We start from the raw sequence: 26,644 nt of genomic DNA, 5'->3' as shown, positions 1-26,644 counted from the left end.
GTCCCCATGGTTTTCACAGAGCCTGTTCCTGACCGGTGTCTAAACTCTGTCCTGCAAGCGGGGTCTATCCCTCGCACAGGCAAATCGTCACTTTCATTTTTTAGACTGCCCCAGCCTCTGATCAGGCTGGTGCACTTCGACTTCATTTATAGGGGACTTCGATGTCCGTACGACGCACACGCAAAGACGATGGCAGCCAATGGACAGTTGCGGACAGCCGCAGTGTTTACGGGATTCGCCATTGGGGGGCCGGATATTTCGCGATCAATGACGCCGGTCGCGTCGAAGTTCGTCCGAACGGCCCGAACAGTTCGCCCATCGACTTGTACGAGCAAGTGGACGAGCTGCGTAAAAGCGGCCTGTCCTTGCCGCTGCTGGTGCGCTTCCCGGATATTCTGCAAGACCGTGTACGCCAGTTGACCGGCGCTTTCGACGCCAACATCGAGCGCCTGGAATACCAGAGCCAATACACCGCGCTGTACCCGATCAAGGTGAACCAGCAGGAAGCGGTGATCGAGAACATCATCGCTACCCAGGACGTATCCATCGGCCTGGAAGCCGGCTCCAAGCCTGAGCTGCTGGCCGTGCTGGCGCTGGCGCCGAAAGGCGGCACTATCGTTTGCAACGGTTACAAGGACCGCGAGTTCATCCGTCTGGCGCTGATGGGCCAGAAACTGGGCCACAACGTCTTTATCGTGATCGAGAAAGAGTCCGAAGTCGGCCTGGTGATCGAAGAAGCCGCCAACCTCAAGGTCAAGCCACAGGTTGGCTTGCGGGTGCGTCTGTCGTCCCTGGCGTCGAGCAAGTGGGCCGACACCGGCGGCGAGAAATCCAAGTTCGGCCTGTCGGCTGCACAACTGTTGTCCGTGGTGGAGCGCTTCCGCGCTGCCGGCCTGGACCAGGGCATCCGCCTGCTGCACTTCCACATGGGTTCGCAGATCGCCAACCTGGCGGACTACCAGCACGGGTTCAAGGAAGCCATTCGGTACTACGGCGAACTGCGCAACCTCGGCCTGCCGGTGGACCACATTGACGTCGGCGGCGGCCTGGGCGTGGACTACGACGGTACCCACTCGCGTAACGCCAGTTCCATCAACTACGACATGGACGATTACGCCGGTGTCGTGGTGGGTATGCTCAAGGAGTTCTGCGATGCGCAGAGCCTGCCGCACCCGCACATCTTCTCCGAGAGCGGCCGTTCCCTGACCGCCCACCACGCCATGCTGGTGGTGCAAGTCACCGACGTCGAGAAGCACAACGACGACGTGCCCCTGATCGAAAACAAGGAAAGCCTGCCGGAAACCGTGCAATGGCTGGTGGACCTGCTGGGCCCGACCGACATTGAAATGGTCACCGAAACCTACTGGCGCGCCAGCCACTACATCAGCGACGTGGCCACCCAGTACGCCGATGGCAAGATCACCCTGGCCGAAAAAGCCCTGGCCGAGCAGTGCTACTTTGCTGTGTGCCGTCGCTTGCACGACTCGTTGAAAGCCCGTCAGCGTTCCCACCGTCAGGTGCTGGACGAGCTCAACGACAAGCTGGCCGACAAGTACATCTGCAACTTCTCGGTATTCCAGAGCCTGCCGGACACCTGGGCCATCGGCCAGGTGCTGCCGATCCTGCCGCTGCATCGCCTGGACGAAGAGCCGCTGCGCCGCGCCGTGCTGCAAGACCTGACCTGCGACTCCGATGGCAAGATCAAGCAGTACGTTGACGAGCAGAGCATCGAGACCAGCTTGCCGGTTCATGCGGTGAACGAAGGTGAAGACTACCTGTTGGGCATTTTCCTGGTGGGCGCCTACCAGGAAATCCTCGGCGACATGCATAACCTGTTTGGTGACACCGACTCGGTGAACATCTATCAGCGCGAAGATGGTTCGGTGTACAGCGCCGGTATCGAGACCCACGACACGATCGAAGACATGCTGCGCTACGTGCACTTGTCGCCGGAAGAGTTGATGACTCACTACCGCGACAAGTGCGCCAGCGCGAAGATCACGGCGGCGGAGCGGACTCAGTTCCTGGATGCGTTGCGGTTGGGGTTGACGCGTTCGTCATACCTGTCTTCGTGAGTCATTAGTAGCTAAATAAAACCCACCGATCCCGGTGGGTTTTTTTATGGGTGCTCGCCGGGCTCAGCCTTGAGGGAACCATTGGTTCTGGCGGCTCAAGTGCCAGGCAAAGGCGGCCAGGATTGCGCTGCGCAGGATCATGAACAGCAAGAAACTCAGCCACAGGCCATGATTGCCCAGACCTTTCAGCGCCCAGGCAAAGGGTGCCAAGAGGGCGACGCTGAGCAGCATGCCGTTGCGCATTTCCCGGGCCCGCGTGGCGCCTATGAACAGGCCGTCCAGCAGATAGCTCCACACCGCAATCAATGGCAGCACCGCGAGATAGGGCAGGTACAGGTCGGCTGTTTCGCGCACGCTGGGGATGTCGGTTTGCATGGAGATAAACAAATGGCCAAACACCGCGAACAGCAGGGCGAAACCTGCGCTGGCCAGCAGTGACCAGCCGCAGGCAACCACCAGCGAGCGGCGCAGGGCCTGGCGGTCATGGGCGCCGATGGCATGACCGCACAATGCTTCAACCGCATGGGCCAGGCCATCCAGGGCGTGGGCCGTCAGCAACAGGCCGTTAAGCAGCAAGGCATTGGCGGCGACGGTGGCATCCCCAAGGCGTGCGCCTTGTACGGTGATCATGAAAAACACCGATTGCAGGGCCAGGCTGCGGATAAAAATGTCGCGGTTGACTGCCAGCAGTGGGCGCCAGCTTTGCCATAGCTTCAAGGCAGCCCAGGCGATATGGCCGGGGTAGGCGCGCAGGGCTTTTTGCGTCAGCGCAAGGCCGAGCAGGGCGCCGGTCCATTCCGCGACCACCGAGGCCCGTGCCGAACCGACCACACCCCAATCCAGTCCGAGGACGAACCATAGATTGAGCGCGATGTTCACCAGATTGGTGGTCAGCAAAATGGCCAACGGCGCGCGAGCGTTCTGGGTGCCGAGGAACCAGCCCACCAAGGCATAGCTTGCAAGCGCTGCGGGCAAACCGAACAGGCGGGTGTGGAAAAACTCTCGGGTCAGCTCATTCAGTTCCGGCGAGGGCTGCATCCAGTCCAGCACCAGGCCGCTCAGGGGCACGCCTATCGTTCCCAGTAACATCGCTAGCCCCAGCGCCAGCAGCAACCCCTGCAACAGGATTTGCCGCAAGGCTGCACCATCGCCACGCCCGGCTGCCTGGGCGGCAAACCCGGTGGACCCCATGCGCAGGAAACCCATGGCCCAGGCCAGGAAGGTATACAGGCTGGCACCGACGGCCACGGCGCCGAGTTGATGGGCGTGGGGCAGATGACCGATAACCATGCTGTCCACCAGCGCCACCAGGGGCACGGAGATATTGGACAGGATCATCGGCGCGGCCAGGGCCCAGACACGTCGGTGGGTGGGGCGATGGCGCCAGTCGGTGAGCAGGGAAGTCATGCAGGCTCCTTTGGGGAGCGGCATTGTAACTGTCCATTTGCAGCGACGTAGAACCAATGTGGGAGCTGGCTTGCCTGCGATAGCCATAAGTAACGACACAACCGCACAGAGGCCCGATTTTGTAGCCGCTGCCGAGGCACGAGGCTGCGATGGGTTTGGTGCGGCATCCCGACGAAGCGACCCCCGAGGGCGGTCCTGCGGCCCGCATCGCAGCCTCGTACCTCGGCAGCGGCTACAGGGTTTTCGCAGGATTCAAAAGATGTGTAGATACCCATGGCTATCGCGGGCAAGCCCGCTCCCACATGTTTGACCGCGCAGGGTCAGGTTTTACGTGGATGCAGGCATTCGATGGAGCGGTCGACGGTGGTCTTGGCAATTTCCAACAGATGCCACACCGCCAGAATCTTCGCCCGCTGCGGACTCTCCAGCAGTTCGCCACAGTCCAGCGCAGTCGCCGAAGCGCTGTTCAGCAGGCTGGCGGTGTAGAGCAGGGAGTCTTCGAAGCTCAGGTCTTCGTTAATGGTGTGGAAGCTCTGTGAGGGCAGGTAGTGTTCGAGGGCGCGATTGAATGCGGTGCGGTCGTAGAGAAGATCGGTCGGTGGATCTGGGACGAGCTTATTCATGGTGTAGCTCCTGTCTATTGGCGGAGCCGGCCCTGTCGCGACTAAACGAATGGGTGGCGGCTGTACGCAGGTTAGTCGACCGGTCAGACAGGAATACTCCGGCGCACCCGAGGGTGCCCTGCGCACAGCCACCATAAAACCTCATGGGGACATGCGCCTGTCTGAACCCGAGCGACTAAACCCGATCACTGATGAGCAGTGACGGGGCGAAGACTAGCCAGCGGTTCTAACAGGCACAAGGCAGCGTGGATTGTCTCGGAAATGTCCTGCAATTTAAAGGGATGTGCCTTGCTGGCCCTTTACAAGTCATGACGGATTTTGATGGCAGCGCTGATGACGTTTCGCTTTTTTGCATGTGCTGGGCTTAGTTAAATAGTTGTTCCAACTAACCGCCGCAAAAGATCGCGATGAACATAAACGTCAGTAACTTTCGCTAAGAAGTATTTGAAGTCAGGAATCCCGCAGACTTCGCGGACGAGTTACGAGGCGCACAATCTGAATTTCCGGAAAGCCAAACCCATGGACAACTCCGACATAGCGATCACGCTGGTCTTGATCTCTGCCTTTATGCACGCTACCTGGAATGCCGTTGTCCGGGCCGGAAGCAGCCGTTTCATGACGCTGGCCATGGTCGATGGCACGGCGCTGGTGATCTGTCTGGCGGCGTTGCCGCTGGTCAATATGCCTAGCCTACAGGTCTGGGGCTATGTGTTGGTCTCGGTGGTGCTCAATACGGCCTATCGGCTGTTTCTCATCAAAGCGTATGAGACGGGAGACTTCGGCCAAGTCTACCCGGTGATGCGCGGTGTGCCGCCGGTACTGGTGGCGCTGTTTTCCTACTTTCTGCTGCATGAACAGCTGTCGTTCCAGGCGATAGCTGGGGTGTTGCTGATTTGCGTGGGGATTATCAGTTTGACGTTTGTGCGCAAGATGACCGCTCATATGTTCAAGCCGATTCTGATGGCGGTGTGCGCGGGGGCGTTCATTGCGTCTTACACGGTGGTGGATGCCAAAGGTGTGAGAGCCAGTGAGACGGTGTTGCAATACATCATCTACCTGACCGTGTTTCAGAGCATTCCGATCCCGGTGTTGGCGTTTTTCAAGGAGCGCTCGGCTCTTTCTCAGGCAGTACGCGGGCATTGGCGGGTAGGCATGTTAGGCGGTGTTTTTTACCTCGCATCCTACGGTTTGGTGTTGTTCGCGCTGTCGCTGGAGGCGGTGGCCAAGGTGTCAGCGCTGCGGGAAACCAGTGTTATTATCGGCGCCATTATTGCCGCATTGTTCTTTCATGAACGGTTCGGCTGGCGTCGGATGCTTTCGGCATTCGTCATTGTTTGCGGGATCATCCTCATCAAAGTGAGCACCTGATGGCTCAGCGTCCACCCCCCACTCCCATGCTTCAAGCCTTTGTCAGCGCCGCGCAAACAGGCAGTTTTGCGCGCGCTGCGTCCGAACTCAACCTCACCGCCAGTGCGATCAGCCATCAGATCGCGGGCCTGGAGGAGTGGTGGGGAGTGCAGTTGTTCGAGCGCCACTCACGTGGCGTAAATCTGACGGCAGCGGGGCAGGCTTTGTTGCCGGTTACTGATGGGTTTTTCAAGGATCTTGATGCGGTGCTGCATTCGCTCAACCCAGGAAAATCCCAGCCGTTATACCTCTCGTGCACTTCTTCTCTTTGTTCGACGTGGCTGATCCCCAGAATGCATGGTTCTCATGCTGAGTCATCGTTCAATCTTGACTTGGTTTTGACCAGTACGGATATGAACAGCGCCAACCTGGGAGCCCATCAATACGATGTCGCGGTTGTCATGGGGTACGGTGACTACCCGGATCATCATGTTGAGTTGCTGATGCGGGATGCGGTGTTCCCTGTGTGCTCGTCGGCGTTTTACCGTGAGAATGGCGATATTGCGCCGGCAGATATTGCCCGGTACCCGTTGATTCATCGGGTTGATGATCTGGTGTGTCCGGGGTGGGAGAGCTGGTTTGCGTTCCAGGGGGTTGCTGCGCCGCCGTATCACCATGGGCCGCGCTTTCCGGATTCGAGCCTGGCCATCAGCTTGGCGGCGAAGGGGGGTGGGATCTCGTTGGGTAGGACCGCGCTGGTGTACGACCAATTGGAAGACGGTGCATTGGTCGCTTTGAGCTGCCCCGTGATGATGTCACCGGCTGCTTACTACATTATTTGCCGAAATGGACGACAGTCGGAGCCCAATATCGCTCGGCTAATTGATTGGCTCAAGGTTAGCGCGAGAGAGTTCTTGCAAGAGGTTGGGGTTAAGTATCCGCAAATATGTGGTTGAAGGAGATGAGTATGGGCAGCCTTGCTCGCTGTGGCGTGGGTGACTGAACGTTCGCTACCTTAGACAAACCACACATGGGCTCTCCAGTATCAGTGGGATTTGTCTTGGTTCAGGGAAGTACCAGAACCAAACCACCCTCCGTCGGTCAATGTGACCAGCGCCACAACCACTTCACCGGCGCTGATATATAGTTCTCCCCCGGATCCCACTGACAACGAGTGTCCCATGCTTAACAAAGGACTGTTCCTGGCTTGCGCGCTGGCCCTGCTGAGTGCCTGCGATTCATCCGATAAACCGGCTGCCCCGCCCGCACCTCCCGCGGCGGCAACCGTGCCGAAACAGGTCAAGCCAGCGGTGGACGTGGCGGCGCTCAAGCAGCGTTACGCCGGCCGCGAGTTAAGTGTGGTGGATGTCTCCGAAGTCCAGCTGGACGGAGCCAGCACCTTGTCGGTGAGTTTCTCCATCCCTCTGGATCCTGAGCAGAAGTTCGCCGACAAGCTGCACTTGGTGGACAGCAAGTCCGGCAAGGTCGACGGCGCCTGGGAGCTCTCGGACAATCTGATGGAACTGCGCCTGCGCCACCTGGAGCCTCAGCGCAAGCTGGTGCTGACGGTCGACGCCGGGCTGCGTGCGGTGAATAACAACCTGCTGACCGCCGAGTACATCAGCCGCCTGGAAACCCGTGACCTGCAAGCCACCGTCGGTTTCGCCAGCCGTGGCACCCTGTTGCCGACGCGCTTGGCCGAAGGGCTGCCGGTGATTGCGTTGAATGTCGACAAGATCGACGTCGAATTCTTCCGCATCAAGCCTGAATCCCTGCCGGCGTTCCTCGCCCAGTGGGGGCGCAACACCAGCCTGCAAAGCTACGAATCCCGCGAGCTGCTGCCCATGGCTGATCTGGTCTACGGCGGCCGCTTCGACTTGAACCCGGCACGCAATACCCGCGAGACGCTTCTGCTGCCGATCGCGGGCCTCAAGCAATTGCAGCAGCCGGGTGTGTATCTGGCGGTGATGCGTGCCTCGGGTACCTACAACTATTCGCAACCCGCCACGCTGTTCACCCTGAGTGATATCGGCCTGTCGGTGCACCGCTATGCGAACCGCCTGGACGTGTTCACTCAAGCGCTGGAAGGCGGCAAGGCCCTGGACGGAGTGGACCTGGAAGTCCTCGATGCCGAAGGTCGCGTGCTGGGCCAGGGCAAGACCGAGAAGGGTGGCCACGCTGAGTTGCCGCTGCCGAAAAAGGCCCAGGTACTGCTGGCCAAGCAAGGTGAGCAGACCAGCATGCTGCGCTTGGACAGTGCAGCGCTGGACCTGGCGGAATTCGATATCGGTGGCCAACCGGCTCACCCGCTGCAATTCTTCGTGTTCGGCCCTCGTGATCTGTATCGCCCCGGCGAAACCGTGCTGCTCAACGCCCTGCTGCGGGACAAGGACGGCCAGGCCGTCAAGCCACAGCCGGTAAGCGTGGAAGTGCGTCGCCCGGATGAGCAGGTCAGCCGCAAGTTTGTCTGGGATGCCGATGCCTCGGGCCTCTATCAATATCAACTGCAACTGGCGGGTGAAGCGCCGACCGGGCGCTGGCAATTGGTGTTCGACCTGGGTGACGGCAAGCCGCAGCTCTATGAGTTCCTCGTCGAAGACTTCTTGCCGGAACGTTTGGCCCTCGAACTCAAGGGCAGTGAGACGCCGCTCAAGCCGGCCGATAACGCGACCATTCACGTCAATGGTCGCTACCTGTATGGCGCGCCGGCCTCGGGCAACCGGGTCAGTGGGCAAGTCTATGTGCGGCCACTGCGCGAAGCGGTGAAGTCGCTGCCGGGTTATCAGTTCGGTTCGGTGACCGAAGAGGAACTGAGCCAGGACTTCGAACTGGACGAAAGCGTGCTCGATGCCAAGGGTGAAGAGCTGCTGACCCTGGAAAGCAAATGGGCTGATGCCAAGTCGCCGTTGCAACTGATCGTCCAGGCCAGCTTGCAAGAGTCGGGCGGTCGGCCGATTACCCTGCGCCTGGTGCAACCGGTGTGGCCGGCCAAGCAACTGCCGGGTTTGCGTGGATTGTTCGACGGCAAGGAAACCAATGGTGACGGCCCGGCAGAGTTTGAAGTGCTGGTGGCCAATCAGGACGGCAAGAAACTGGCCGCCGAGAACCTTAAGGTGCGCCTGGTACGCGAGCGCCGCGACTACTACTGGAACTACTCCGACAACGATGGCTGGAGCTATCACTACAACGAAAAATTCCTCAACCTCGATGAGCAGACCGTCAACATCAAGGCCGGTGACACTGCCAAGGTCAGCTTCCAGGTGGAGTGGGGCCCGTACCGTGTTGAGGTCGAAGACCCGCAGACCGGTTTGATCAGCAGTGTGCGTTTCTGGGCCGGCTACCAGGCCCAGGACAACACCGAAGGCGGCGCGGTGCGGCCGGATCAGGTCAAGCTGGCGCTGGATAAACCGGCCTATGCCGATGGCGATACCGCCAACGTCACGGTCACTCCGCCGGCTGCCGGCAAGGGTTATTTGCTGGTGGAGTCCAGTGAAGGGCCGTTGTGGTGGCAGGAAATCGAGGTACCGGCTGAAGGCAAAAGCTTCGCTGTGAAACTCGACCCGAAATGGTCGCGCCATGATTTGTACGTCAGTGCCCTGGTGATTCGTCCGGGTGAGCGCAAGGCCAATATCACGCCAAAACGTGCGGTGGGCTTGTTGCATCTGCCGCTGGATCGCACCCAGCGCAAGCTTGGCCTGACCTTGACCGCTCCGGAAAAAATGCGCCCCAAGCAGCCGTTGACGGTGAAGATCGCCGCGAAAAACGCGGACGGCAGTGTGCCCAAACAGGTGCATGTGCTGCTGGCGGCGGTGGACGTGGGCATTCTCAATATCACCGAATACCCAACGCCGGACCCGTACTCCAGTTTGTTTGGGCGCAAGGCTTACGGCGTGGACCAGTTCGATATCTACGGCCAGTTGATCGAAGCCGGGCAGGGCCGCCTGGCCAGCCTGGCGTTCGGGGGTGATGCGGCGTTGGCCAAGGGCGGCAAGCGTCCGGACACCAGCGTCACCATCGTCGCCTTGCAGAGTGCGCCGGTGACTTTGAACGAGAAAGGCGAGGGCGAAGTCAGCGTCAATATCCCTGACTTCAACGGCGAACTGCGGCTGATGGCTCAAGCCTGGACCGACGACCGCTATGGCATGGCCGAAGGCAAGACGGTGATTGCCGCGCCGCTGATTGCGGAGTTGTCGGCGCCGCGCTTCCTCGCCGGCGGTGACCAGACTCGCTTGGCGCTGGACCTGTCCAACCTGTCGGGCAAGGCGCAGAAGCTGGATGTGCAGCTGACTGCCGAAGGTCAACTGACGTTGCTCGGTGAACCGTCGCAAAGCGTGCAACTGACCCAGGGCCAGCGCACCACCTTGCAGATTCCGGTGCGTGCCTTGGGCGGATTTGGCCAGGGCAAGATCAAGGTCACCGTCAACGGCCTGGACTTGCCGGGTGAGAGCCTGCCGCCGTTCACCCGTGAATGGACGTTGGGTGTGCGCCCGGCCTACCCGGCGTTGCTCAAGCAATATCGCGCGGTGCTCAAGGATGAAACCTGGAGCTTGCCGGACGCCGAATTGGCGCTGTTCGAGCCGGCCGGGCGTGAGGCGTTGTTGAGCCTGTCGAGCCGTCCGCCGTTGAACCTGGGTGAACAGATCCGTGCGCTCAAGGCTTACCCCTACGGGTGCCTGGAGCAAACCGCCAGCGGTCTGTACCCGTCGCTGTACGCCGACGCGCAAGTGCTGACACGCCTGGGTCTCAAGGGCGAGCCGGATGCCGAGCGCAAGCGCAAGATCGAGTTGGGCATTGAGCGTTTGCTGGGCATGCAGCGTTACAACGGCAGCTTTGGTTTGTGGGGCGCCGACGGTGAGGAAGAGTATTGGCTGACGGCTTATGTCACCGACTTCCTGCTGCGGGCTCGTGACCAGGGCTTCGCTGTGCCGCCTGAAGCACTGAAGAAAGCCAGCGAGCGCCTGCTGCGATATGTGCAGGAGCGCAATCTGATCGAAGTCGACTACAGCGACAATGCCGACCACACCCGCTTCGCTGTGCAGGCCTACGCCGGCATGGTCCTGGCCCGCAGTCAGCAGGCGCCGTTGGGTGCGTTGCGCAGCTTGTTCGAGCGGCGCACCGATGCCCGTTCCGGCTTGCCGCTGGTGCAGTTGTCCATTGCCTTGCAGAAGATGGGCGATCAGCCTCGGGCCGATCAGGCCTTGGTGGCGGGCTTGGCGGCAACGCGCAAAGCCAATGAATGGCTGGCGGACTACGGCAGCCCATTGCGTGATCAGGCGATGATTCTGGCATTGCTGGAGGAGAACGACCTGGCCAAGGGCAAGCGCGAGGAACGATTGTTCGAGCTGTCGGACCAGATGGCGGCCAGCCAGTGGTTGTCGACCCAGGAGCGTAATTCACTGTTCCTCGCCGGTCGCACCCTGTTGGCCAAACCGGAAACCAACTGGACCGCGCAACTCACCAGCGGCGGCGAAACCCGTGAGCTGAACAATGCCCAGTCGGGCTTGAAGCTGGAGGGTGCGTTACTGACTTCGCCATTGACCTTGCGTAACCAGGGCAGCGAGCCGATCTACCAGCAACTGAGCATTTCCGGTTATCCACAGCAGTCGCCGGCTGCGAGCGGTGAGAACCTGAGTATTCGCCGCGAATACCTGGGCATGAATGGCCAACCGCTGAACCTGCGCAACCTCAACAGTGGCGACCTGGTGCTGGTGCACTTGACCGTCAGCGCCAACAAACAGCGGGTGCCGGATGCGTTGGTGGTGGACTTGCTGCCAGCAGGATTGGAACTGGAAAACCAGAATCTGGCGCAAAGTGCTGCCAGCCTGGAAAACGCCAGCAGCCAGGTCAAGGAGTGGCGCGAGTCGATGCAGAACGCGTCCCTCAAGCATCAGGAGTTTCGCGATGACCGTTATGTGGCGGCGCTGAACCTGGACGGTTATGGCACCACGCACCTGCTGTACCTGGCGCGAGCGGTGACGCCGGGGACTTACCGTGTGCCGCCACCGCAAGTGGAGTCGATGTACCGGCCGAACTGGCAGGCGGTTGGGGAAACCCCGGCGGACATGGTGATCAAGGGGCGCTGAGGCTGACTCTGTGGAGGCGCGTTATTGTGGCGAGGGGACAAGCCCCCTCGCCACAGGGGGATGTGTTGTCTTAATGAACCACCCAACTCAACAGCCACAACCCGAGCATCAACCAGATCACCCCCATGATGATCGAAGCCCGCATGAAGGCGCGGACGGCCGAGTACAGCAACATCAGGCCGACGATCAGGGTGATGATGCTGATGATCGAGGTGTCCATGCCGAGGGATTTGGAGAGGCCTTCGATAAAGTTGCTACTGGCATTGGACAGCATGTTGAACAGCCCGCTGAGCGATTCAACGATAAAGTGGATGATCAAGCCAATTTTGTTACCCAGCCATCCGAAAAAATCTGCTTGCATGTGTGTGTCCTGATGAAAAGGTGGGCGTGTCTGCCGGACCTGAGTCCTTGGTCGTCAATTGCGTGGTCTAGTTCCGTGAAGCATAGAGGTTTGCCGGCGTGAATTTGCGATTAGTTGCGCGCTGGACCGTCGCCAGTGTGCTTTTGGTGGTCGCTTTGCTGTGGCTCGCCGACCGCATCTGGCCATTGCCCTTGCCCAAGGACGATCTGGCTCGAGTGGTGCTGGCCGAAGACGGCACGCCGCTGTGGCGCTTCGCCGATGCCAACGGCGTGTGGCGCTACCCGGTAGAAACCCGCGAGGTGTCGCCGTATTACCTCGATGCACTGCTGACGTATGAAGACCGTTGGTTCTACCAGCATCCCGGCGTCAACCCGCTGGCCCTGATGCGCGCTACCTGGCAAAACCTCACCGGGGCGCGTGTTGTATCGGGTGGCAGTACCTTGTCGATGCAAGTGGCGCGCTTGCTTGATCCCCATTCACGGACGTTCCACGGCAAGTTGCGGCAACTGTGGCGTACCGCCCAGTTGGAATGGCATTTGTCCAAGGATCAGATCCTCAACCTGTACCTGAACCGTGCGCCCTTTGGCGGGACCTTGCAGGGTGTGGCCGCAGCCAGTTGGGCTTATCTGGGCAAGTCACCACAGCACTTGACCCATGCCGAAGCCGCCATGCTCGCGGTGTTGCCTCAGGCACCCAGCCGCTTGCGCCCGGATCGCCATCCGTTGCGCGCCCAGGAAGCACGGGACAAGGTGTTGCGCCGGCTTGCCGAGTTCCACGTCTGGCCCCAGGCCGCCGTCGATGAAGCCCTGGAAGAGCCTTTGCTGTTGGCGCCACGCCTGGAGCCGAGCCTTGCACCCTTGCTGGCCCGACGCCTGAATCGCCCCGACAGCCCACCGCTGATTCGCACTACCGTAGACGCTACCCTGCAACGCCGTCTCGAAGACCTGTTGCTGGGCTGGCGCGCGCGTCTTCCGGAACACACCTCGGCGGCGATTCTGGTGGTGGAAGAGGAAAGCATGGCGGTGCGTGCGTACCTGGGCTCGGTGGACATCAACGACGCCCGGCGCTTTGGTCATGTCGACATGATCAGTGCAATGCGTTCGCCGGGCTCCACCTTGAAACCCTTCCTGTATGGCATGGCCCTGGATGCGGGGCTGATTCACTCCGAATCACTGCTCCAAGACGTGCCACGGCGCTATGGCGATTACCGACCGGGCAACTTTTCCATGGGCTTCAGCGGTGCGGTGCCGGCCAGTACTGCATTGTCCAGTTCCTTGAACCTGCCGGCGGTGCAATTGCTGGAGGCTTACGGCCCGAAACGCTTTGCCGCCGAAATGCGCATCGGTGGTGTGCCCCTGACGTTGCCTGCGTTGGCCGAGCCGAACCTGGCGCTGATCCTCGGTGGTGCCGGCAGCCGCCTGGAAGATCTGGTCAGTGGCTACAGCGCCTTTGCCCGGGATGGCAAAAGCGCCACGATTCGTTTGCAACCGGATGATGTGCTGCGCGAGCGACCCATGTTGTCCCCAGGTTCGGCGTGGATTGTGCGGCGGATCCTCAGTGGCCAGGCGCGGCCGGACCGTGATCCTCGGGCCGAGTTGGTGCAGCGCCCGGTGCTGGCCTGGAAAACCGGCACCAGCTACGGCTTTCGTGACGCCTGGGCCATTGGTGTCGGGCCGCGGTACTTGATTGGTGTGTGGATCGGCCGCCCCGATGGCACGCCGGTGCCCGGTCAATTCGGCCTGGCTTCGGCCGCGCCATTGATGCTCCAGGTGCACGACGTGCTGACCAACCGTGACAGCCAGCGCGGTATCAGCGCACCGGTTAAACCGGTGCCGATGAACGTCGGCGTCGCGGCCATCTGCTGGCCCCTGGGCCAGCCCATGAGCCGCAGCGATCCCAACTGCCGGCGTCAGCGCTTCGCCTGGACCCTGGATCACACCACGCCGCCGACCTTGCAGGCGTTGGACCAACCCTTGAGTGTCGGGTTGGTGGAGAAAGTCTGGGTCAATGCCAAGGGCCTGCGAGTGGATGCCAACTGTCCGGGTGCCGTGTCGCGGGATATTGCGCTGTGGCCGGCACCACTTGAGCCTTGGTTGCCCAGGGTCGAACGTCGGGAAGCGCGAATTCCGGCGGCCGATCCCGATTGCCCGCCACCGGCACTGGCGGCGTCTTCACCACTGTCCATCGTGGGCGTGCGTGAGGCCGACCAATTGCGGCTTCCGGCCGGTAGCCAGCAGCAGTTGCGGCTGAAAATTTCTGCTTTGGGCGGCAGCGGGCGGCGCTGGTGGTTCCTCAATGGTGCGCCGCTGGGGGATAGCGCCAATCAAGACAGCATCAATGCCAGCTTCGAACAGTTGGGCCGCTATCAACTGAGTGTGCTGGACGAAGCGGGGCAGACGGCGCGGGTGGAGTTCAGCGTTGTCGACTAACAGAGGTGTGGGCAGTTGTGGGTCAGTTAAGCGAACGCAATGCTCAAGGCAGAGAAGAACAAATGTGGGAGCTGGCTTGCCTGCGATTGGATCAACTCGGTATACCTGAAGTATCGAGGTGTTTGCATCGCAGGCAAGCCAGCTCCCACACTGAATCTGCTTCGGTTGCTGGATATCCATTCCTTGACTGAACGGCATTATGGCAAGCCCGCTTGCCACCGGAGCGCTCACCAACCGCTTGCCTTCGTGGTTCATCCGCCTGAAGCTATACACCTTCAGGAGCCCCCCATGAACCTCGAACACCTCACCGAACGCCTGCATCGCATCCGCGATAACAACGACTGGAAGCAATTCCACAGCCCGAAAAACCTGGTCATGGCCGCCAGTGTGGAAATGGCCGAACTGGTAGAGATTTTCCAGTGGCTGAGTGAAGACCAGTCGCGCCAGTTGCCGGCGGACAAGCTTGCCCATGCCGGTCAGGAAGTGGGTGACATCGTGCTGTATCTCCTGCTGCTGTGCAGCGAACTGGGGCTGGATATGGATCAAGTCGTACGCGCCAAGCTGGCTGACAGCGAACGGCGGTTTGCCCATGAGTGACCGTCATTTCGACCAGTTGGCTACCCGGTTCGCCGAGAAAATCTACGGCGGGGCCAAGGGCGCGATTCGTCTGGCGGTGCTACAGGCGGATCTTGCCGAGGCGCTGCCTGATCGCCCGCTACGGGTATTGGATATCGGCGCCGGCCTGGGTCATATGTCGCTGTGGCTGGCCGAACGTGGTCACCAAGTGACCTTGGCCGAGCCCGCTGAACCGATGCTTGAGGGTGCCCGCCAACGCTTCGCTGAAGCAGGACAGACGGCGACCTTTATCCAGGCACCCTGGCAGGACCTGCTGGGCCAGCTTACCGAGCCCTACGACCTCGTGCTGTGCCATGCGGTGCTTGAATGGCTGGCCGAGCCTCATGCGATCTTGCCGGTGCTGCATCAGTTGACGGTGCCCGGTGGCTGGTTGTCCCTGGCTTTTTACAACCGCGATGCGCTGATTTACCGCAACCTGCTCAAAGGCCACTTCCGCAAGATGCGCAAGAATGACATGGCGGGCGAAAAGCAAAGCCTGACCCCGCAGCAGCCCCTTGATCCCCGGGAGCTGGCGGCGCAACTCGAAGGCCTGTGGCAGGTCGAAACCCAGAGTGGCGTGCGGGTGTTCCACGACTATATGCCCGTGGAGTTCCAGGCCCGCGCCGAGCTGTTGGACTTGTTGGAGATGGAGCTCGCTCACCGTCGTCACCCAAGCTTTGCCGGACTTGGGCGCTATTTGCACTGGATTTGCCGTCCGGTTTAAGCGGTCCAGTTTGCGGAGATCGAAATGAAGCGTTGTCTTGGATTGATCCTGCTGTCCCTGGGGTTGGGTGCCTGCTCCAGCAACAACCCTTATGTGGCGGCTTCCAACCCGCTACCGCCAGCCCCGGCGCAGGCGGCCAACACCTTTGATAGCAGCGCCTACCCAGCGCCAGTGCGTGACTACGGCGCTTACCGCAACTGGGCCTGGCGCAACGGCCAACTGCCTGCGGGCACGGCCTGGGCCGATTCGGCGCAAGTGGCGGAGGCGGTCAGCGGTGCCCTGGACCAACGCGGCTTGCGCCCACTGCATGACAACCGCGCGCCGGACCTGCTGGTCAGTGCCGATGTGCGCCTCGAGAAGCGCTTGCGCCAGGTTCAGGACGACTACGGCTATGGCTATGGTGGCTATAACCGCTATGGCAACGGTTACGGCATGTACAACACGGTGCCGGTGGTGCGTACCTATGAAGTGCAGGTTGTGGTGGTGCGGGTCAACCTGTTCGACGCCCGTAGCGGCCAGCCGGTGTGGAGCGCAAGCGCTGAAACCGGTAGCCAGGGCAGCCTCAGTGAGCGTGGTGATGCCTTGCGCCAGGCGGTGCAGAAAGCAATGACTGCCTATCCTCCCAGTTAGCAGCTATTCTCATTTCAAGCTCAGGTCGTCTCTTGGAGAAGAACCATGTTTCGTCGCATCGCGTTGCTTGCTTTTGTCGTGCTGCTGGGGGGGTGCCAGACCGGCCAGGTCAATCACGATTTTGACGCCAGCCGGGATTTTGCCGCCTACCGCAGTTGGAGCTGGAAAGAGCCGGCCTTGCAGTACCGTCCCGATGATCCACGCATCAGGAGCGACCTCACCGAGCAGCGCATCCGCCAGGCGGTCAGCGAGCAACTGGACCAGCGCGGCTTGCGACCTGCCGCACCTGGCACCAAGGCTGACCTGAATGTGCAGACCTACCTGATCGTCGAAGACCGCCAGCAACAAGTCACCACCAACTACGGCGGCGCCTGGGGCGGCCCGTGGAACGGCTACTGGGGCGCACCGATGTACAACGAAACCCGTCTCGTCACTTACAAGGTCGCCACCCTCCAGATCGATTTGCTGGACGGCAAGGACGGCAAGCTGGTGTGGCGCGGCAGTGATGAGCAGATGCTCAGCAGCAGCCCCAACCCTCAGGATCGCAGCGCTGCCATTCGGGCGACGGTGACCAAGGTGCTTTCCAACTACCCGCCGCATTGACTCCTGAACCCAACGCTGAACCTCTGTAGCCGCTGCCGAGGTACGAGGCTGCGATGCGTGTCCGCAGGACCGCCCTCGGGGGCCGCTTCGCTGCCCATCGCAGCCTCGTGCCTCGGCAGCGGCTACAGAAAGTCCCTCCGCCAGTCGCCTTCGTGGCGACTGGCCAGTCGTACCCTCCAGCCCTTGTCTACACTGACTTTCAATACAGGAGAGTAAGCGCTCGGCCGAGTGCCGACTAAGGAGTGCTCGATGTCTCCCAGACTTGGATATCCCAGGCAACGCGGTGTCATTGGCTTGATGGCCGTGGGCACTTTGGCGTTGGCGTTGGTGTGTATGTTGCTGGTGGTGGACAGCGGGCGCTTGTACCTGGAAAAGCGCAAGTTGCAGTCCATTGCCGACACCTCTGCGCTGGAGGCCGCTGGTCGCGGTGGACAATGCGCAGCGAATACCACGGCGTCTGACTATGCCCTGCAAAACGCCACGCGTAACGGCTTTCCCGTTGTGGTCAACGACAGCAGTCGCGCTATGACAGTCACCTGCGGCACGCTGGTGACCAACGCCAGCAGCTTGCGAGTCTTCAGTCCGGATGCCAACAAGAACGATGCGATCCGTGTCGTTGCCACCAAGGCCGTGACCACCAGCATCGCCAATGGGGTGCGCAACCTGTTCAGTGGTGTTCCTCTGGCTGCGCAGATGACGTTGCAGGCAACGGCAGTTGCCGCATTACCACCACCGGCGGCCTCGCTGACCATTCGCAGTACAGCGTTTATCGTGGACTCCAACAAATCGATCATTCTCAATAGCCTGTTCAGCGGTTTGCTGGGGGGCAGCCTGAACATTTCGGCGGCGGGCTGGAATGGCATGGTCAACTCCAATATTTCGCTGTTGAGTTACCTGGACCAGTTGAAAATAGACTTGGGGCTGACGGCGGTCGGCTACTCGCAGGTGCTGGGCAACACCATCAGCGTCAGCCAGTTGATTCAGTCAGCCATCAATGTCCTGGACCCCACTCACACGTTGGGCGCAACGGTAACCATTGCCAGCTTGCAGGCACTGAGTGTGGCGGCAGGCGCCACCAAGGTGATCCTGGGCAATGTGCTACAGGTTGCCACCGGCACGGATGCCTCGGCGTTGGTAGTCAATATGAGAGTTTTCGACCTGATCGAAGGTTTCGTACAACTGGCCAACAAGACCAACGGCCTTGTGGCGAGCTTCCCGATCAACTTGCCGGGCCTCGCGCAGATCACAGCCAGTGTGCAGGTGCTGCAACCGCCGCAAATGTCAGCGATCGGCAATCCCATGGTCGCAGTGGCGGCAGGGCAAGACCCGATGAGCGGGCCAAACCGGATTTACGTACGGACTGCTCAGATGCGCGTCCTGTTATCGATCGGCCTGCCGGTGTTGGATTCACTGGCACCGTTGCAAAACGCCGTGCTAGGGCTGGCCGGGCCATTAACCAGCACACTGAGCTCACTGCTGCAATTGAACCTGGTAGGGGTGATTGACGGCTTGACCTGCTTGCTGGGCGCCTCCTGCACCATGCCTGACCTGCTGATACTGCCGCCGCCCCTCAAGATCGACGTGGCATTAGATGCCGCCAGTGGCAGCAGTTGGGTTACCGGTTACAGCTGTGTCAACCCGGCCGCTAAAACCCTGACGACCAATACCACAACGGCGCTGGCCACTTTGAAAATCGGCAATATCGATCCTTCCAGCGTATTCGGCAACAGCCAGACACCGCCGCAGATTGTGCTTAAGCCCATTAAATTGGTGGATATCGGGACCATAACCTGTCGCAGATTGCTGATCCTCAATGACTGCAATCCTCGTGTGCCCTCGGTGGGCGGCGGCATTGCCTTATCGATTGATACCAAGGTCGGGGCGAATGCCAGCGCGTCGGTAACGCATACGTACGCCACACCGAATTTGCCGGAAGTGGGGCAGCCGCCATTTTATTTTCCGTATACCGCGCAAAATCCGATCACCAACCTTTCGGATACGGTGACGGGAGTCAATATTCAGATGTATGGGCCCATACCGGGGAATTCGAACTTGTTGGGTAACCTTATCGGTGGCCTCGGGACGATTCTGAACAGTGTCAGTTCGTTGCTGGTCACCACGATAAAAAGCGTACTGGGACCGTTGCTCGATACGGTGCTCGATACCATATTGCGGGGGCTGGGGATCAGCATCAATGAGGTCGATGTGGGTGCCAACCTGAGCTGCCACGCAGGCCGTGCCTACCTGGTGATCTAACCCTCTACCGCCGGCAACTCGATACAAAATTTCGCCCCATGCTCCCCATTGGCAACGCTCAACCGTCCACCCATGTTTTCCACAATCCCGTAGCTCACCGACAACCCCAACCCTGTCCCTACGCCAATCGGCTTGGTGGTGAAAAACGGTTCGAAAATCCGCTCCAGCAAGCGCGGATCAATCCCGCCGCCGTTGTCTTCCACCCAGATCCGTACATGGTGGTTGTCATGTTCGGTGTGCACCGAGATCCAGGGCTGGAAGGCCCGGTCGTTTTCGCGCTTGCTCAGCAGGGCGTCGCGGGCGTTGACGATCAGGTTGATCAGTACCTGCTCCAATTGGTCGACATAGCCGTTCACCTGCACCGCATGGTCTTGCGCGGTAATGCGCAGCTCGACACCTTTGCCCCGCATGCCTTCGGTGAGTAGCGCCAGGGTGCCTTCCACGGCCTGGGCCGGGTCGAAGGGTTGCTGCTCGACTTCCGAGCGTCGCCCGAACACCCGCATATGGTCCACGATCCGCGCCGCCCGCTGGACCTGGGCATCGATGCGCTGGAGTTTTTCCGTGAGGTAGTCGACCTGTACATCGCCGTTGCCCAGGCGCTTGAGCACATTGACGACCGCCATGCGCATCACGTTCAGTGGCTGGTTGATCTCGTGGGCAAGGCCGGTGGCCATTTCGCCAAGGGTGGCCATTTTTGCGCTTTGGGTGAGTTGTTGCTGGGAGCGACGCACTTCGGTGTTATCGCGGCCCACGGCCTGGATTTCCTGCAACTGGCCGTGCTCATCGAATACGCCACGGTCGGACCAGACCCACCAGGCATGTTCGCGCCCAGGCAATTGCAGGCTGATCTCGGCGGTGCTGACCGGGAATTCCGGGGTCAGTTGGTGGATGCGTTGTACAAACAGTTGGCGCTGGTCCTCCGACAGCCAGTGGCTGAGGTTCATCCCCGGTAATTGTTCGGGCTGGCACTCCATGTAGTTGGCCAGCGGTGTGTTGCCGAAGGTCAGGGTCAGGTCCGGACGGTAGCGACAGATCATCGCCGGAGAGTCTTCCACCAGGATTCGGTAGCGTTCCTCGCTGTCTTTGACCTGTTGCGCCGCCTGGGTCGATTCGGTGACATCCAGCCAGAGGCCTACCGCTTCCACCGGCAGGCCGAGGTCGTCGCGCAGCAGCTTGGATTCGTCCAGCAGCCAGTGGTAATCGCCCTGTTTATCCCGCACCCGATAGCGACTGCGCACGCTGCCTTCGCGCAGCAGTTGGCGGGTGCGCTCGAAGTACAGGTCGCGGTCTTCGGGGTGAACCCAGTCCACCAGGCTGTCATGGGTTGCCTCGGCCAGGGTCCAGCCGAGCAGGGGCAGCAGGCTGTCGCTGTAAAAAGCGGGGAGCAGGGCACCGTTCACATAGCGCTGCACGTAGATCACCGCGGGTGAGCTGGCAATCAGGTTGTCCAGTCGGGCATGGGCGGCGGCGGCTTGCAGTTGTTGGTTCTTGATGTCGCTGATATCGAGCATGAAGCCGATCCAGCGCCGGTTTTCACCAACACCCAGGACCTGGCCCTGGACGCGGTACCAGATCGGCAGCCCGGCGGCATCGGTACGTTGCAAGCGCACGCTGGTCAGTAACGGTTTGCCCAAGGCTTGCAGGTCCTGCAGGCGGCTGTTGAGTTCCTGGCGGTCGGCGGGGTGGATCAGGTTCAGCCAGGTGGCCAGGGACAGGCGGGTCGGGCCGTCTTCCAGGCTCAGGCTGCGCATGAGTTGGGGGGCTAGCTGGATGTCTGCGCGGGTGGGCCGCAACTCCCACCAGCCCGTTCCCAGCAGGCCTTGCAGGGCTTCCAGCCGCTCCAGTTGCTGGTGGTGACGCTGCTCGCGCAGGCGCCCGAGCAAGGGTGCGGCCAAGGCCGCAGTCAGGTTCAGCCAGTCGCGTTCGCTGGTCTGTTGCTGACCGGTGTAGAACCCGCACAGCAGCCACGCGGCGACGCCTTGGCCGTCCCGATATGGCACCAGGAATCCGTCGGCATTGCCAAACACACTGTGCAAGCGTGGGTGCTCGCTGCGCCCCTGGCCCACGTTCAGGCTCAACGAGGTATTGCCATTAACGCTGTCCAGGCTGGTGCCCAAGCGTTGCCCGGTTTGCCACAGCGTGGGGGCGTCATGGGCGGTGTACTGGCTGTAAATCAGCCAGCCTTGATCTTGTTGATCCAGCAGGGCGAGGGCGACACAGGGAATATGCCAACGCTGGGCGAGGCTGCGCAGGTGTTCGTTGAATACCTCCGGCAGGCGGGTGAGGCTGCAAACTCGCAGTTGCTCGCTCATCTGGCTGATGAGTTGATGGTTTTGTTCACGGTCTTGCGATGTTTGGCGGCCGCTGAGCAAGTCGCCGATGTCCAATGCCCACAGCAGCCAGCCGTCGTTGTGGGGCTCGATTGCGCCTCGGGTATGCAGGATTTGTCCGGCGGCGCCATGGAAGTCCAGGTCCAGGCTGTGACGCTGCCAGTCCGTGGGGATACCTTCAACCACCAGCGCACTGTGGGTGCACAACAGATCGCGCAGCAATGGCGTGGGGTCACGGGTGAGGTGTTGGGCCAACTGTTGGCGCAATGTGCCGCCGATGTGCAGGACACGGCCTTGATTGTCCAACTGCAGTTGCAACCCGGTGGCGGGTTGGGCGGGATAGATGATGTCCGGGGGTGCGACGCTGCTGCGCCCGAGCAGGCGCCCGAAGAGCTTGTCACCTGAGGTCAAAATTGCAGGCTCGATTTGGCTGAGAGATTGACCGGAAGTTGCGGCACGGTGCCGATGCCCGGCAAGACCATGAACGGCAGTACGCCTTTGAGATTGACCGACGGATAACTGACCTGCACCGTCAGCACGCTGCCGTTGTAGGTCGAGGTGACATAGTTGGGGTCGAACTTGAAGGCCGGAGGAATCCAGCCCAGATTGGCCTGCGCGGCGGCCACAGCCGTGTTCTGTACCAAGGTCGCGTAGTTTTGTGCAGAGGGATCTACTCCCACACCGATGCGCACGCCTTGTGCCGCAGCCTGGTTAAATGACTGCAACAACAGCAACGGCAAGCTATAGCTGACCATCCCGTAAAACACGGCGAAAAAAATCACGAAGACCACGGCGAATTCAATCGCCGCGACGCCTTTTTGCTTGCTAGGGAGGCTTGTTTTCATCACCACGTCTACCCTGACTGCTACCACTTGATATCAGCATAGAATCAATCAGCCAAAAGGGATGTTTTTTACGTGATCCAAGGCATCGTTATTTTCCTTTGGTTATTGCTCTGTGCAGTGCAGGACGCACGCCAGCGTCAGATCGCCAATCGGCTGACACTGGGTGTGGCGTTGTTGGCGCTGATCTATCTGTTCTGGAGCGGAACCACCTGGCTGGGCGCCTCTGCGGCTCAAGGCCTGGTGGCGTTTGCCTTGGCGTTGCTGTTGACCTTGCCGGGGTACGCACTGGGGCGCCTGGGGGCGGGCGATGTGAAACTTTTGGCGGCCCTGGGCCTGGCAACGGATTTACCGTACGTGCTGTGGTCGCTGATCGGGTCGGCGGTGGCCAGTGTTGCGTGGTTGATAGTCGCGCCCAGGCTATGGCCACTTATGGCTCAAGGGCTTAGAGAGCGACTGCAGTACCTGGCCCCTGGCGCGTCAACTAAATTGCCTTTTGCACCCTTTCTCTTGATGGGTTTTGGCTTTGCCTGGTTTTGGATCCATTAATCGGCATACCCACCTATCGCTATGTACATAGTCGGAAAGTAGGCTACGTTTATTCATGTAGCTGTGTGGGAAACGTCGTCGGAAAGGATAGGTCAATCTTTGGCTTGCCAGGCATGGAGTAACGCGTGAACAAGCTTACATCTTCGGTAAAAGTGCTCGTGGTCGACGATCAACCATTGATCGTGGAAGAGCTTTGCGAATTTCTCGAAAGCAGCGGTTATCGTTGCGTCCCTTGTGAGTCCAGCCAGCAGGCCTTGAAGCGTTTCAGCGAAGACGCCGAGATCGGTCTGGTGCTGTGTGACCTGCATATGCCGGAGATGGATGGCATCGAGCTGGTCCAGGCGCTGCAACGGGTGGCAGGCAAGGCTCGAGCGTTTGAGGCCATCATGCTGACCGGCCGTGCCGACAAGCAGGATGTAATCAAGGCCCTGCGTGCCGGCATCGCTGACTACTATCAGAAACCCATTAACCTCGAAGAGTTGCTCGAAGGCTTGCAGCGCCAGGAAGCAGCGTTGGCGGATCGGCAAAAAAGCGTGCATCTGGGGAATTTGAACCAGAAGCTGCAATACCTTTCTGACTCCATCAACGATCTTTACCAGGACTTGGACAAGGTCCGTCGCAGCCCGGCACCGGCGTCCTCGGAAGTCGAGGGTGAGGCGGCTGCCGAAGGGGTGGAAATGCCAGCGATCTTCAATCAGTTATCGCCTCGGCAATTGGACGTTGCCCGGCTGGTTGGCAAGGGTCAGACCAACTATCAGATTGCCTGTGAATTGGGGATCACTGAAAACACGGTCAAGCTCTATGTGTCCCAGGTGTTGCGCCTGACCCACATGCATAACCGCACCCAGTTGGCGCTGGCGCTATCGCCTAACAACTCGGCCATGCGTCAGCGGGTGACCGCGCACTGATACCTGTCGCCTTGTGATCGTTCCCGTGCCCTGCGTGGGAACCGATCATCAATGCTCAATTGCTCCCCCCTGACGCGCTCCCCCCGGCTTTTTGATCAAAGTATTCCGGGATCGGATGCTTGTTGCTGTCAAGCCAACGTTGCATGGCCTGTTCGCGTTCGGCGGGGGTGGTTTTCTGCGGGACCGGTGATGCGACTTGCCCACTGACCTGCAGCGTCAACCAGTTTTCGGTTTCCTGCTGCTGGCGGGAAGAGGGGCCTGGCTCGATGGCCAGCACGGTCAGGGGCAATGCCAGCAATGCGAGACTGGCCAGGTAGTGAACTTTCATCGTGAACTCCTTGAACCCTTACTTGATGGTCGGTGGCAGGGTATCGCTTGCCGCAGCCACTTGACCCTTGGCCTTTGCCACCGGCGTGGTTGGACTCTTGAGCTTCTCGGCTCTGGCTTGGGCCTCGGTGACTTGGTCGGGGCTCAGGCCCAACTGACTGACCAGTTGCGCTGCTTGCCCCCAGTTGTCCTGGTAGATCAGCAGGGTCACCAGATTGACGGCGGCCAGTTGATCGCTCTGCTTGAGCTCCATGGCGGTCATGAATTCAAAGCGTGCGTCCTCGATGCGCAGTTGATTGAGATAGACCACGCCCAGGTCATTACGGATTTTTTCATCGGTGGGCGCCAGCTTGGCGGCGCGCTGCAAGTGGGCCAGGGCCTGGCCGTTATCGCCCTTGGCGGCGGACAGTTGCCCCAGGCCGTGCTCACCTTCGGCGGCCATGCAGGTGCCCAGCAGGCTACGGTACAGCGGTTCGGCTTCGCTGCGGCCCAACAACCGGTAGGCCTTGGCCTGGCGCTGGCGAACCTGAGGCAGCGAATTGGGCAGGTTTTGCAGGTTGGCCAGGCTGGCGTGCAGCTTGCCGTCGTTGGCCATTTCATCGGCAAGGTTCAGTGACAGTTCCTGGTCGGCGCCAGGTTTTGGGCAGGTGGTCGGGGACATCAGGGTCGCCCAGGGGGCCTGGCCGTTGGTAGCGCAACCGCCGAGCATCAGCAAGCCCAGGCCGGCAATCAGTGCTTTCATCGAGCGCTCCTCACAAGTTACTCAGGGCTCGGGCGATAGCGATAAACGCCGGCCCCCCGAGGATAATCAGCAAAGCCGGAAACAAGAACAGCATCATCACCACTGACATCTTCGCCGACATCTTGGAGATGTACTCTTGCAGGCGGGTCAGGCGACGGTCATCCAGCAGTTGCTTGAGCGACAGCAGCGACTTCATCGCACCACCGCCTTGTTGAATCAGTTGCTGGAGAATCACGCAGGTGTCAGTAAGTTCGTCCACCGCCAGCATCTTGGCGGTCTTGCCCAACTCCTCGCTCAACTCCAGGCCGGAATCGACCCGTGTCAGGACCAGCCGCAGCTCGTAGGTCAACGCCGGCAACAAGCGTTGCGCCTCAGTGCTCAGCACGCGTAGTGATTGTTCAACCGCCATGCCGGATTCGAACAGGATGCGCAGCAGCGGGATGAAGGTCGATACCTCACGAGCAATACGTTGTTGTTGGGATTTGGCGGCGCTGGCCAGAATACGCTTGGGTAACAGGTAACCGATTCCCAAGGCCACCAAGGGCGCGACCCATGGCGACTCGATCTTGGGGAAGAACAACTCTTGAGCCAGTACAACAACCCCCAACAGCACCACCGGCACGCCGACCTGGAAAGCGGCGAACATCGAGCGCTGGCTGGATTTTCGCCAGCCGATCCGGTTGAGCAATATCTGGGTTTCATTGTCCAGGCTGACTGAGCGCTGGGCGATGGGGCTACTGCCCAACTGGCGCAGCAAACTGCCCAGCCGGTCCTCACGGGTCAACTCTCCTTGAAGGCGTTGGGTGACCAGGCGCTGTCGCCGGCGCTGCTCCATCAGATGGCCGACAATCAGCACGAGCGCGGCAAGAAACAGCAGGGCACTGATCAGCAAGGCCATCTCAAATACTCCGCAACATGCGCCACATCGTCAGGCATCCCAGCACCTGCATAGTGACTGCAATGAGCAACAGGGTTCGACCTGTGCCGTCGTTCCACATGGTCATTAAATAGTCCGGATTCACGGCCATGAAATACCCCACCAAGGCGATCGGCATACCTGCCAGCACAAACGCGGTTATCCGCGTTTCACCGGTCATGGCCTTAAGTTGCCGTGTCCCTTGTTCTCGTTCGCGAATCATCTTGATCAGGTTCTCCAGCAGCTCGCTGGCATTGCCACCGTAGCGATGGTTGACCTTCAAGCCCAGGGCAAACAGGCGAAATTCGTCTTGCTCATAAAACTCGGCAAAGTCACTGGCGGCCTCCGGCAGGCTGACGCTCAGTTGCACATTGCGCTGGATGCGGCTCATGGCGTGTTTAAGAGGATCGTCGGCAGCCTCGATGGCGCCCAGAACCGCATCCGCCAAGGTGCGGCCGGACTTTAGACTGCGCACGGTGTGGTCCAGCATCTGTGGCAATTGTTCGATCATCCGTTGCAGCCGCCGCTGATAACGCCAGGCGATATACAGCCGCAGGGCCAGCAGCGGCAGGATCATCATCGCCAGCAAACCGATCCAGTCGGCCACCATGTACCCCAGGAACAGCCCCAAGCCCCAGCAGGTCAGCCACAGCCCCAGGCTGTCGGTTGGTTTGCCCAGACCGGCGCGCTGGAACATCCGCTCAATGCCGGTCAAGGCTCCGCGCTCTTGATTCAACAGCGGCTGCCCCTCGGCAAGGCGCTCCAGTACCCGATCGGTCTCGGCCTTGCGTATGCCGTTTTGAAACATCCGTATCGACAGACCGATCAGGATCACGCAGATGAGTATCAGGATGGGGCCCGTCATATCGCCTCCTTA

General features: G+C 60.4%; 21 protein-coding genes. 12 read left to right on the top strand and 9 right to left on the bottom strand.

Annotation, left to right across the window (positions count from 1 at the left end):
• The first annotated feature begins 161 nt into the window (after nt 1-161).
• Nucleotides 162-2,075, top strand: a complete 1,914-nt coding sequence (gene speA / locus GNF76_RS20110; RefSeq protein WP_155584871.1) for an arginine decarboxylase — start codon at nt 162-164, stop codon at nt 2,073-2,075.
• Between the two features lie 63 nt (nt 2,076-2,138).
• On the opposite strand, the gene GNF76_RS20105 is transcribed toward speA, so the two are convergent.
• Nucleotides 2,139-3,482: an MATE family efflux transporter gene (locus GNF76_RS20105; protein WP_155584870.1), complete on the bottom strand. Its 1,344-nt coding sequence runs from the start codon at nt 3,480-3,482 to the stop codon at nt 2,139-2,141.
• 320 nt (nt 3,483-3,802) lie between these two features.
• Entirely contained in the window at nt 3,803-4,105 is a 303-nt protein-coding gene (locus tag GNF76_RS20100; RefSeq protein ID WP_155584869.1) for a DUF6124 family protein, read from the bottom strand.
• A 519-nt stretch (nt 4,106-4,624) separates the two neighbouring features.
• On the opposite strand from GNF76_RS20100, the gene GNF76_RS20095 reads away from it, so the two are divergent.
• The 3 genes from GNF76_RS20095 (at nt 4,625) to GNF76_RS20085 (ending at nt 11,535) form a co-directional block, all read left to right on the top strand.
• Entirely contained in the window at nt 4,625-5,473 is an 849-nt protein-coding gene (locus tag GNF76_RS20095) for an EamA family transporter (RefSeq protein ID WP_155584868.1), read from the top strand.
• On the top strand, nt 5,473-6,408 hold the full coding sequence (locus GNF76_RS20090) for a LysR substrate-binding domain-containing protein (RefSeq protein WP_155584867.1): 936 nt from the start codon (nt 5,473-5,475) through the stop codon (nt 6,406-6,408). Before GNF76_RS20095 ends, GNF76_RS20090 begins: the two co-directional genes overlap by 1 nt.
• 225 nt (nt 6,409-6,633) lie before the next feature.
• Nucleotides 6,634-11,535, top strand: coding sequence for an alpha-2-macroglobulin family protein (locus GNF76_RS20085; RefSeq protein WP_155584866.1), 4,902 nt, complete (start codon nt 6,634-6,636; stop codon nt 11,533-11,535).
• A gap of 70 nt (nt 11,536-11,605) precedes the next feature.
• On the opposite strand, the gene GNF76_RS20080 is transcribed toward GNF76_RS20085, so the two are convergent.
• Nucleotides 11,606-11,896, bottom strand: coding sequence for a hypothetical protein (locus GNF76_RS20080; RefSeq protein WP_155584865.1), 291 nt, complete (start codon nt 11,894-11,896; stop codon nt 11,606-11,608).
• 98 nt (nt 11,897-11,994) lie between these two features.
• On the opposite strand from GNF76_RS20080, the gene pbpC reads away from it, so the two are divergent.
• The 6 genes from pbpC to GNF76_RS20050 all read left to right on the top strand — a co-directional run bounded on the left by pbpC (nt 11,995) and on the right by GNF76_RS20050 (nt 19,153).
• The gene (pbpC, locus tag GNF76_RS20075; protein ID WP_178123439.1) at nt 11,995-14,325 is read left to right on the top strand and encodes a peptidoglycan glycosyltransferase PbpC; all 2,331 of its coding nucleotides are present in this window, start codon (nt 11,995-11,997) and stop codon (nt 14,323-14,325) included.
• Between the two features lie 288 nt (nt 14,326-14,613).
• Nucleotides 14,614-14,922 (top strand): MazG-like family protein, encoded by a 309-nt coding sequence (locus GNF76_RS20070; protein WP_155584864.1) that lies wholly within the window; start codon nt 14,614-14,616, stop codon nt 14,920-14,922.
• Nucleotides 14,915-15,664: a methyltransferase gene (locus GNF76_RS20065; protein WP_155584863.1), complete on the top strand. Its 750-nt coding sequence runs from the start codon at nt 14,915-14,917 to the stop codon at nt 15,662-15,664. The genes GNF76_RS20070 and GNF76_RS20065 overlap by 8 nt, the downstream gene beginning before the upstream one ends.
• A 24-nt stretch (nt 15,665-15,688) precedes the next feature.
• Entirely contained in the window at nt 15,689-16,294 is a 606-nt protein-coding gene (locus tag GNF76_RS20060) for a DUF4136 domain-containing protein (RefSeq protein WP_155584862.1), read from the top strand.
• 45 nt (nt 16,295-16,339) lie between these two features.
• Nucleotides 16,340-16,897: a DUF4136 domain-containing protein gene (locus GNF76_RS20055; RefSeq protein WP_155584861.1), complete on the top strand. Its 558-nt coding sequence runs from the start codon at nt 16,340-16,342 to the stop codon at nt 16,895-16,897.
• A gap of 249 nt (nt 16,898-17,146) precedes the next feature.
• The gene (locus tag GNF76_RS20050; RefSeq protein WP_155584860.1) at nt 17,147-19,153 is read left to right on the top strand and encodes a pilus assembly protein TadG-related protein; all 2,007 of its coding nucleotides are present in this window, start codon (nt 17,147-17,149) and stop codon (nt 19,151-19,153) included.
• Here the strand turns inward: GNF76_RS20050 and GNF76_RS20045 are convergent.
• Nucleotides 19,150-21,894, bottom strand: a complete 2,745-nt coding sequence (locus tag GNF76_RS20045) for a PAS domain-containing sensor histidine kinase (RefSeq protein WP_155584859.1) — start codon at nt 21,892-21,894, stop codon at nt 19,150-19,152. The two genes, GNF76_RS20050 and GNF76_RS20045, sit on opposite strands and share 4 nt — an antisense overlap.
• Nucleotides 21,891-22,328 carry a TadE/TadG family type IV pilus assembly protein gene (locus tag GNF76_RS20040; RefSeq protein ID WP_155584858.1) on the bottom strand — a complete coding sequence of 146 codons (438 nt, stop codon included), beginning with the start codon at nt 22,326-22,328 and terminating at the stop codon, nt 21,891-21,893. Before GNF76_RS20040 ends, GNF76_RS20045 begins: the two co-directional genes overlap by 4 nt.
• Nucleotides 22,329-22,400: 72 nt before the next feature.
• On the opposite strand from GNF76_RS20040, the gene GNF76_RS20035 reads away from it, so the two are divergent.
• Nucleotides 22,401-22,874, top strand: a complete 474-nt coding sequence (locus GNF76_RS20035) for a prepilin peptidase (RefSeq protein WP_178123437.1) — start codon at nt 22,401-22,403, stop codon at nt 22,872-22,874.
• 125 nt (nt 22,875-22,999) lie between these two features.
• A complete protein-coding gene (locus GNF76_RS20030; RefSeq protein ID WP_169357714.1) occupies nt 23,000-23,782 on the top strand; it encodes a response regulator transcription factor in 783 nt (260 codons plus the stop codon).
• Nucleotides 23,783-23,837: 55 nt separating this feature from the next.
• Here the strand turns inward: GNF76_RS20030 and GNF76_RS20025 are convergent, their stop codons facing one another.
• From GNF76_RS20025 to GNF76_RS20010, 4 genes are read right to left on the bottom strand one after another with little or no spacing between them, the layout of a single operon-like run.
• On the bottom strand, nt 23,838-24,110 hold the full coding sequence (locus GNF76_RS20025) for a DUF3613 domain-containing protein (protein ID WP_155584857.1): 273 nt from the start codon (nt 24,108-24,110) through the stop codon (nt 23,838-23,840).
• Nucleotides 24,111-24,128: 18 nt separating this feature from the next.
• Nucleotides 24,129-24,851 carry a tetratricopeptide repeat protein gene (locus tag GNF76_RS20020; RefSeq protein WP_155584856.1) on the bottom strand — a complete coding sequence of 241 codons (723 nt, stop codon included), beginning with the start codon at nt 24,849-24,851 and terminating at the stop codon, nt 24,129-24,131.
• Nucleotides 24,852-24,861: 10 nt separating this feature from the next.
• Nucleotides 24,862-25,749 carry a type II secretion system F family protein gene (locus GNF76_RS20015; RefSeq protein ID WP_155584855.1) on the bottom strand — a complete coding sequence of 296 codons (888 nt, stop codon included), beginning with the start codon at nt 25,747-25,749 and terminating at the stop codon, nt 24,862-24,864.
• Nucleotide 25,750: 1 nt separating this feature from the next.
• Nucleotides 25,751-26,632 (bottom strand): type II secretion system F family protein, encoded by an 882-nt coding sequence (locus GNF76_RS20010; protein WP_155584854.1) that lies wholly within the window; start codon nt 26,630-26,632, stop codon nt 25,751-25,753.
• Between the last annotated feature and the right edge of the window lie 12 nt (nt 26,633-26,644).

Origin of the sequence: Pseudomonas spelaei (genome assembly GCF_009724245.1) — a bacterium.
Classification (GTDB): domain Bacteria; phylum Pseudomonadota; class Gammaproteobacteria; order Pseudomonadales; family Pseudomonadaceae; genus Aquipseudomonas; species Aquipseudomonas spelaei.
This window is presented reverse-complemented; position numbering and strand designations above follow the sequence as displayed.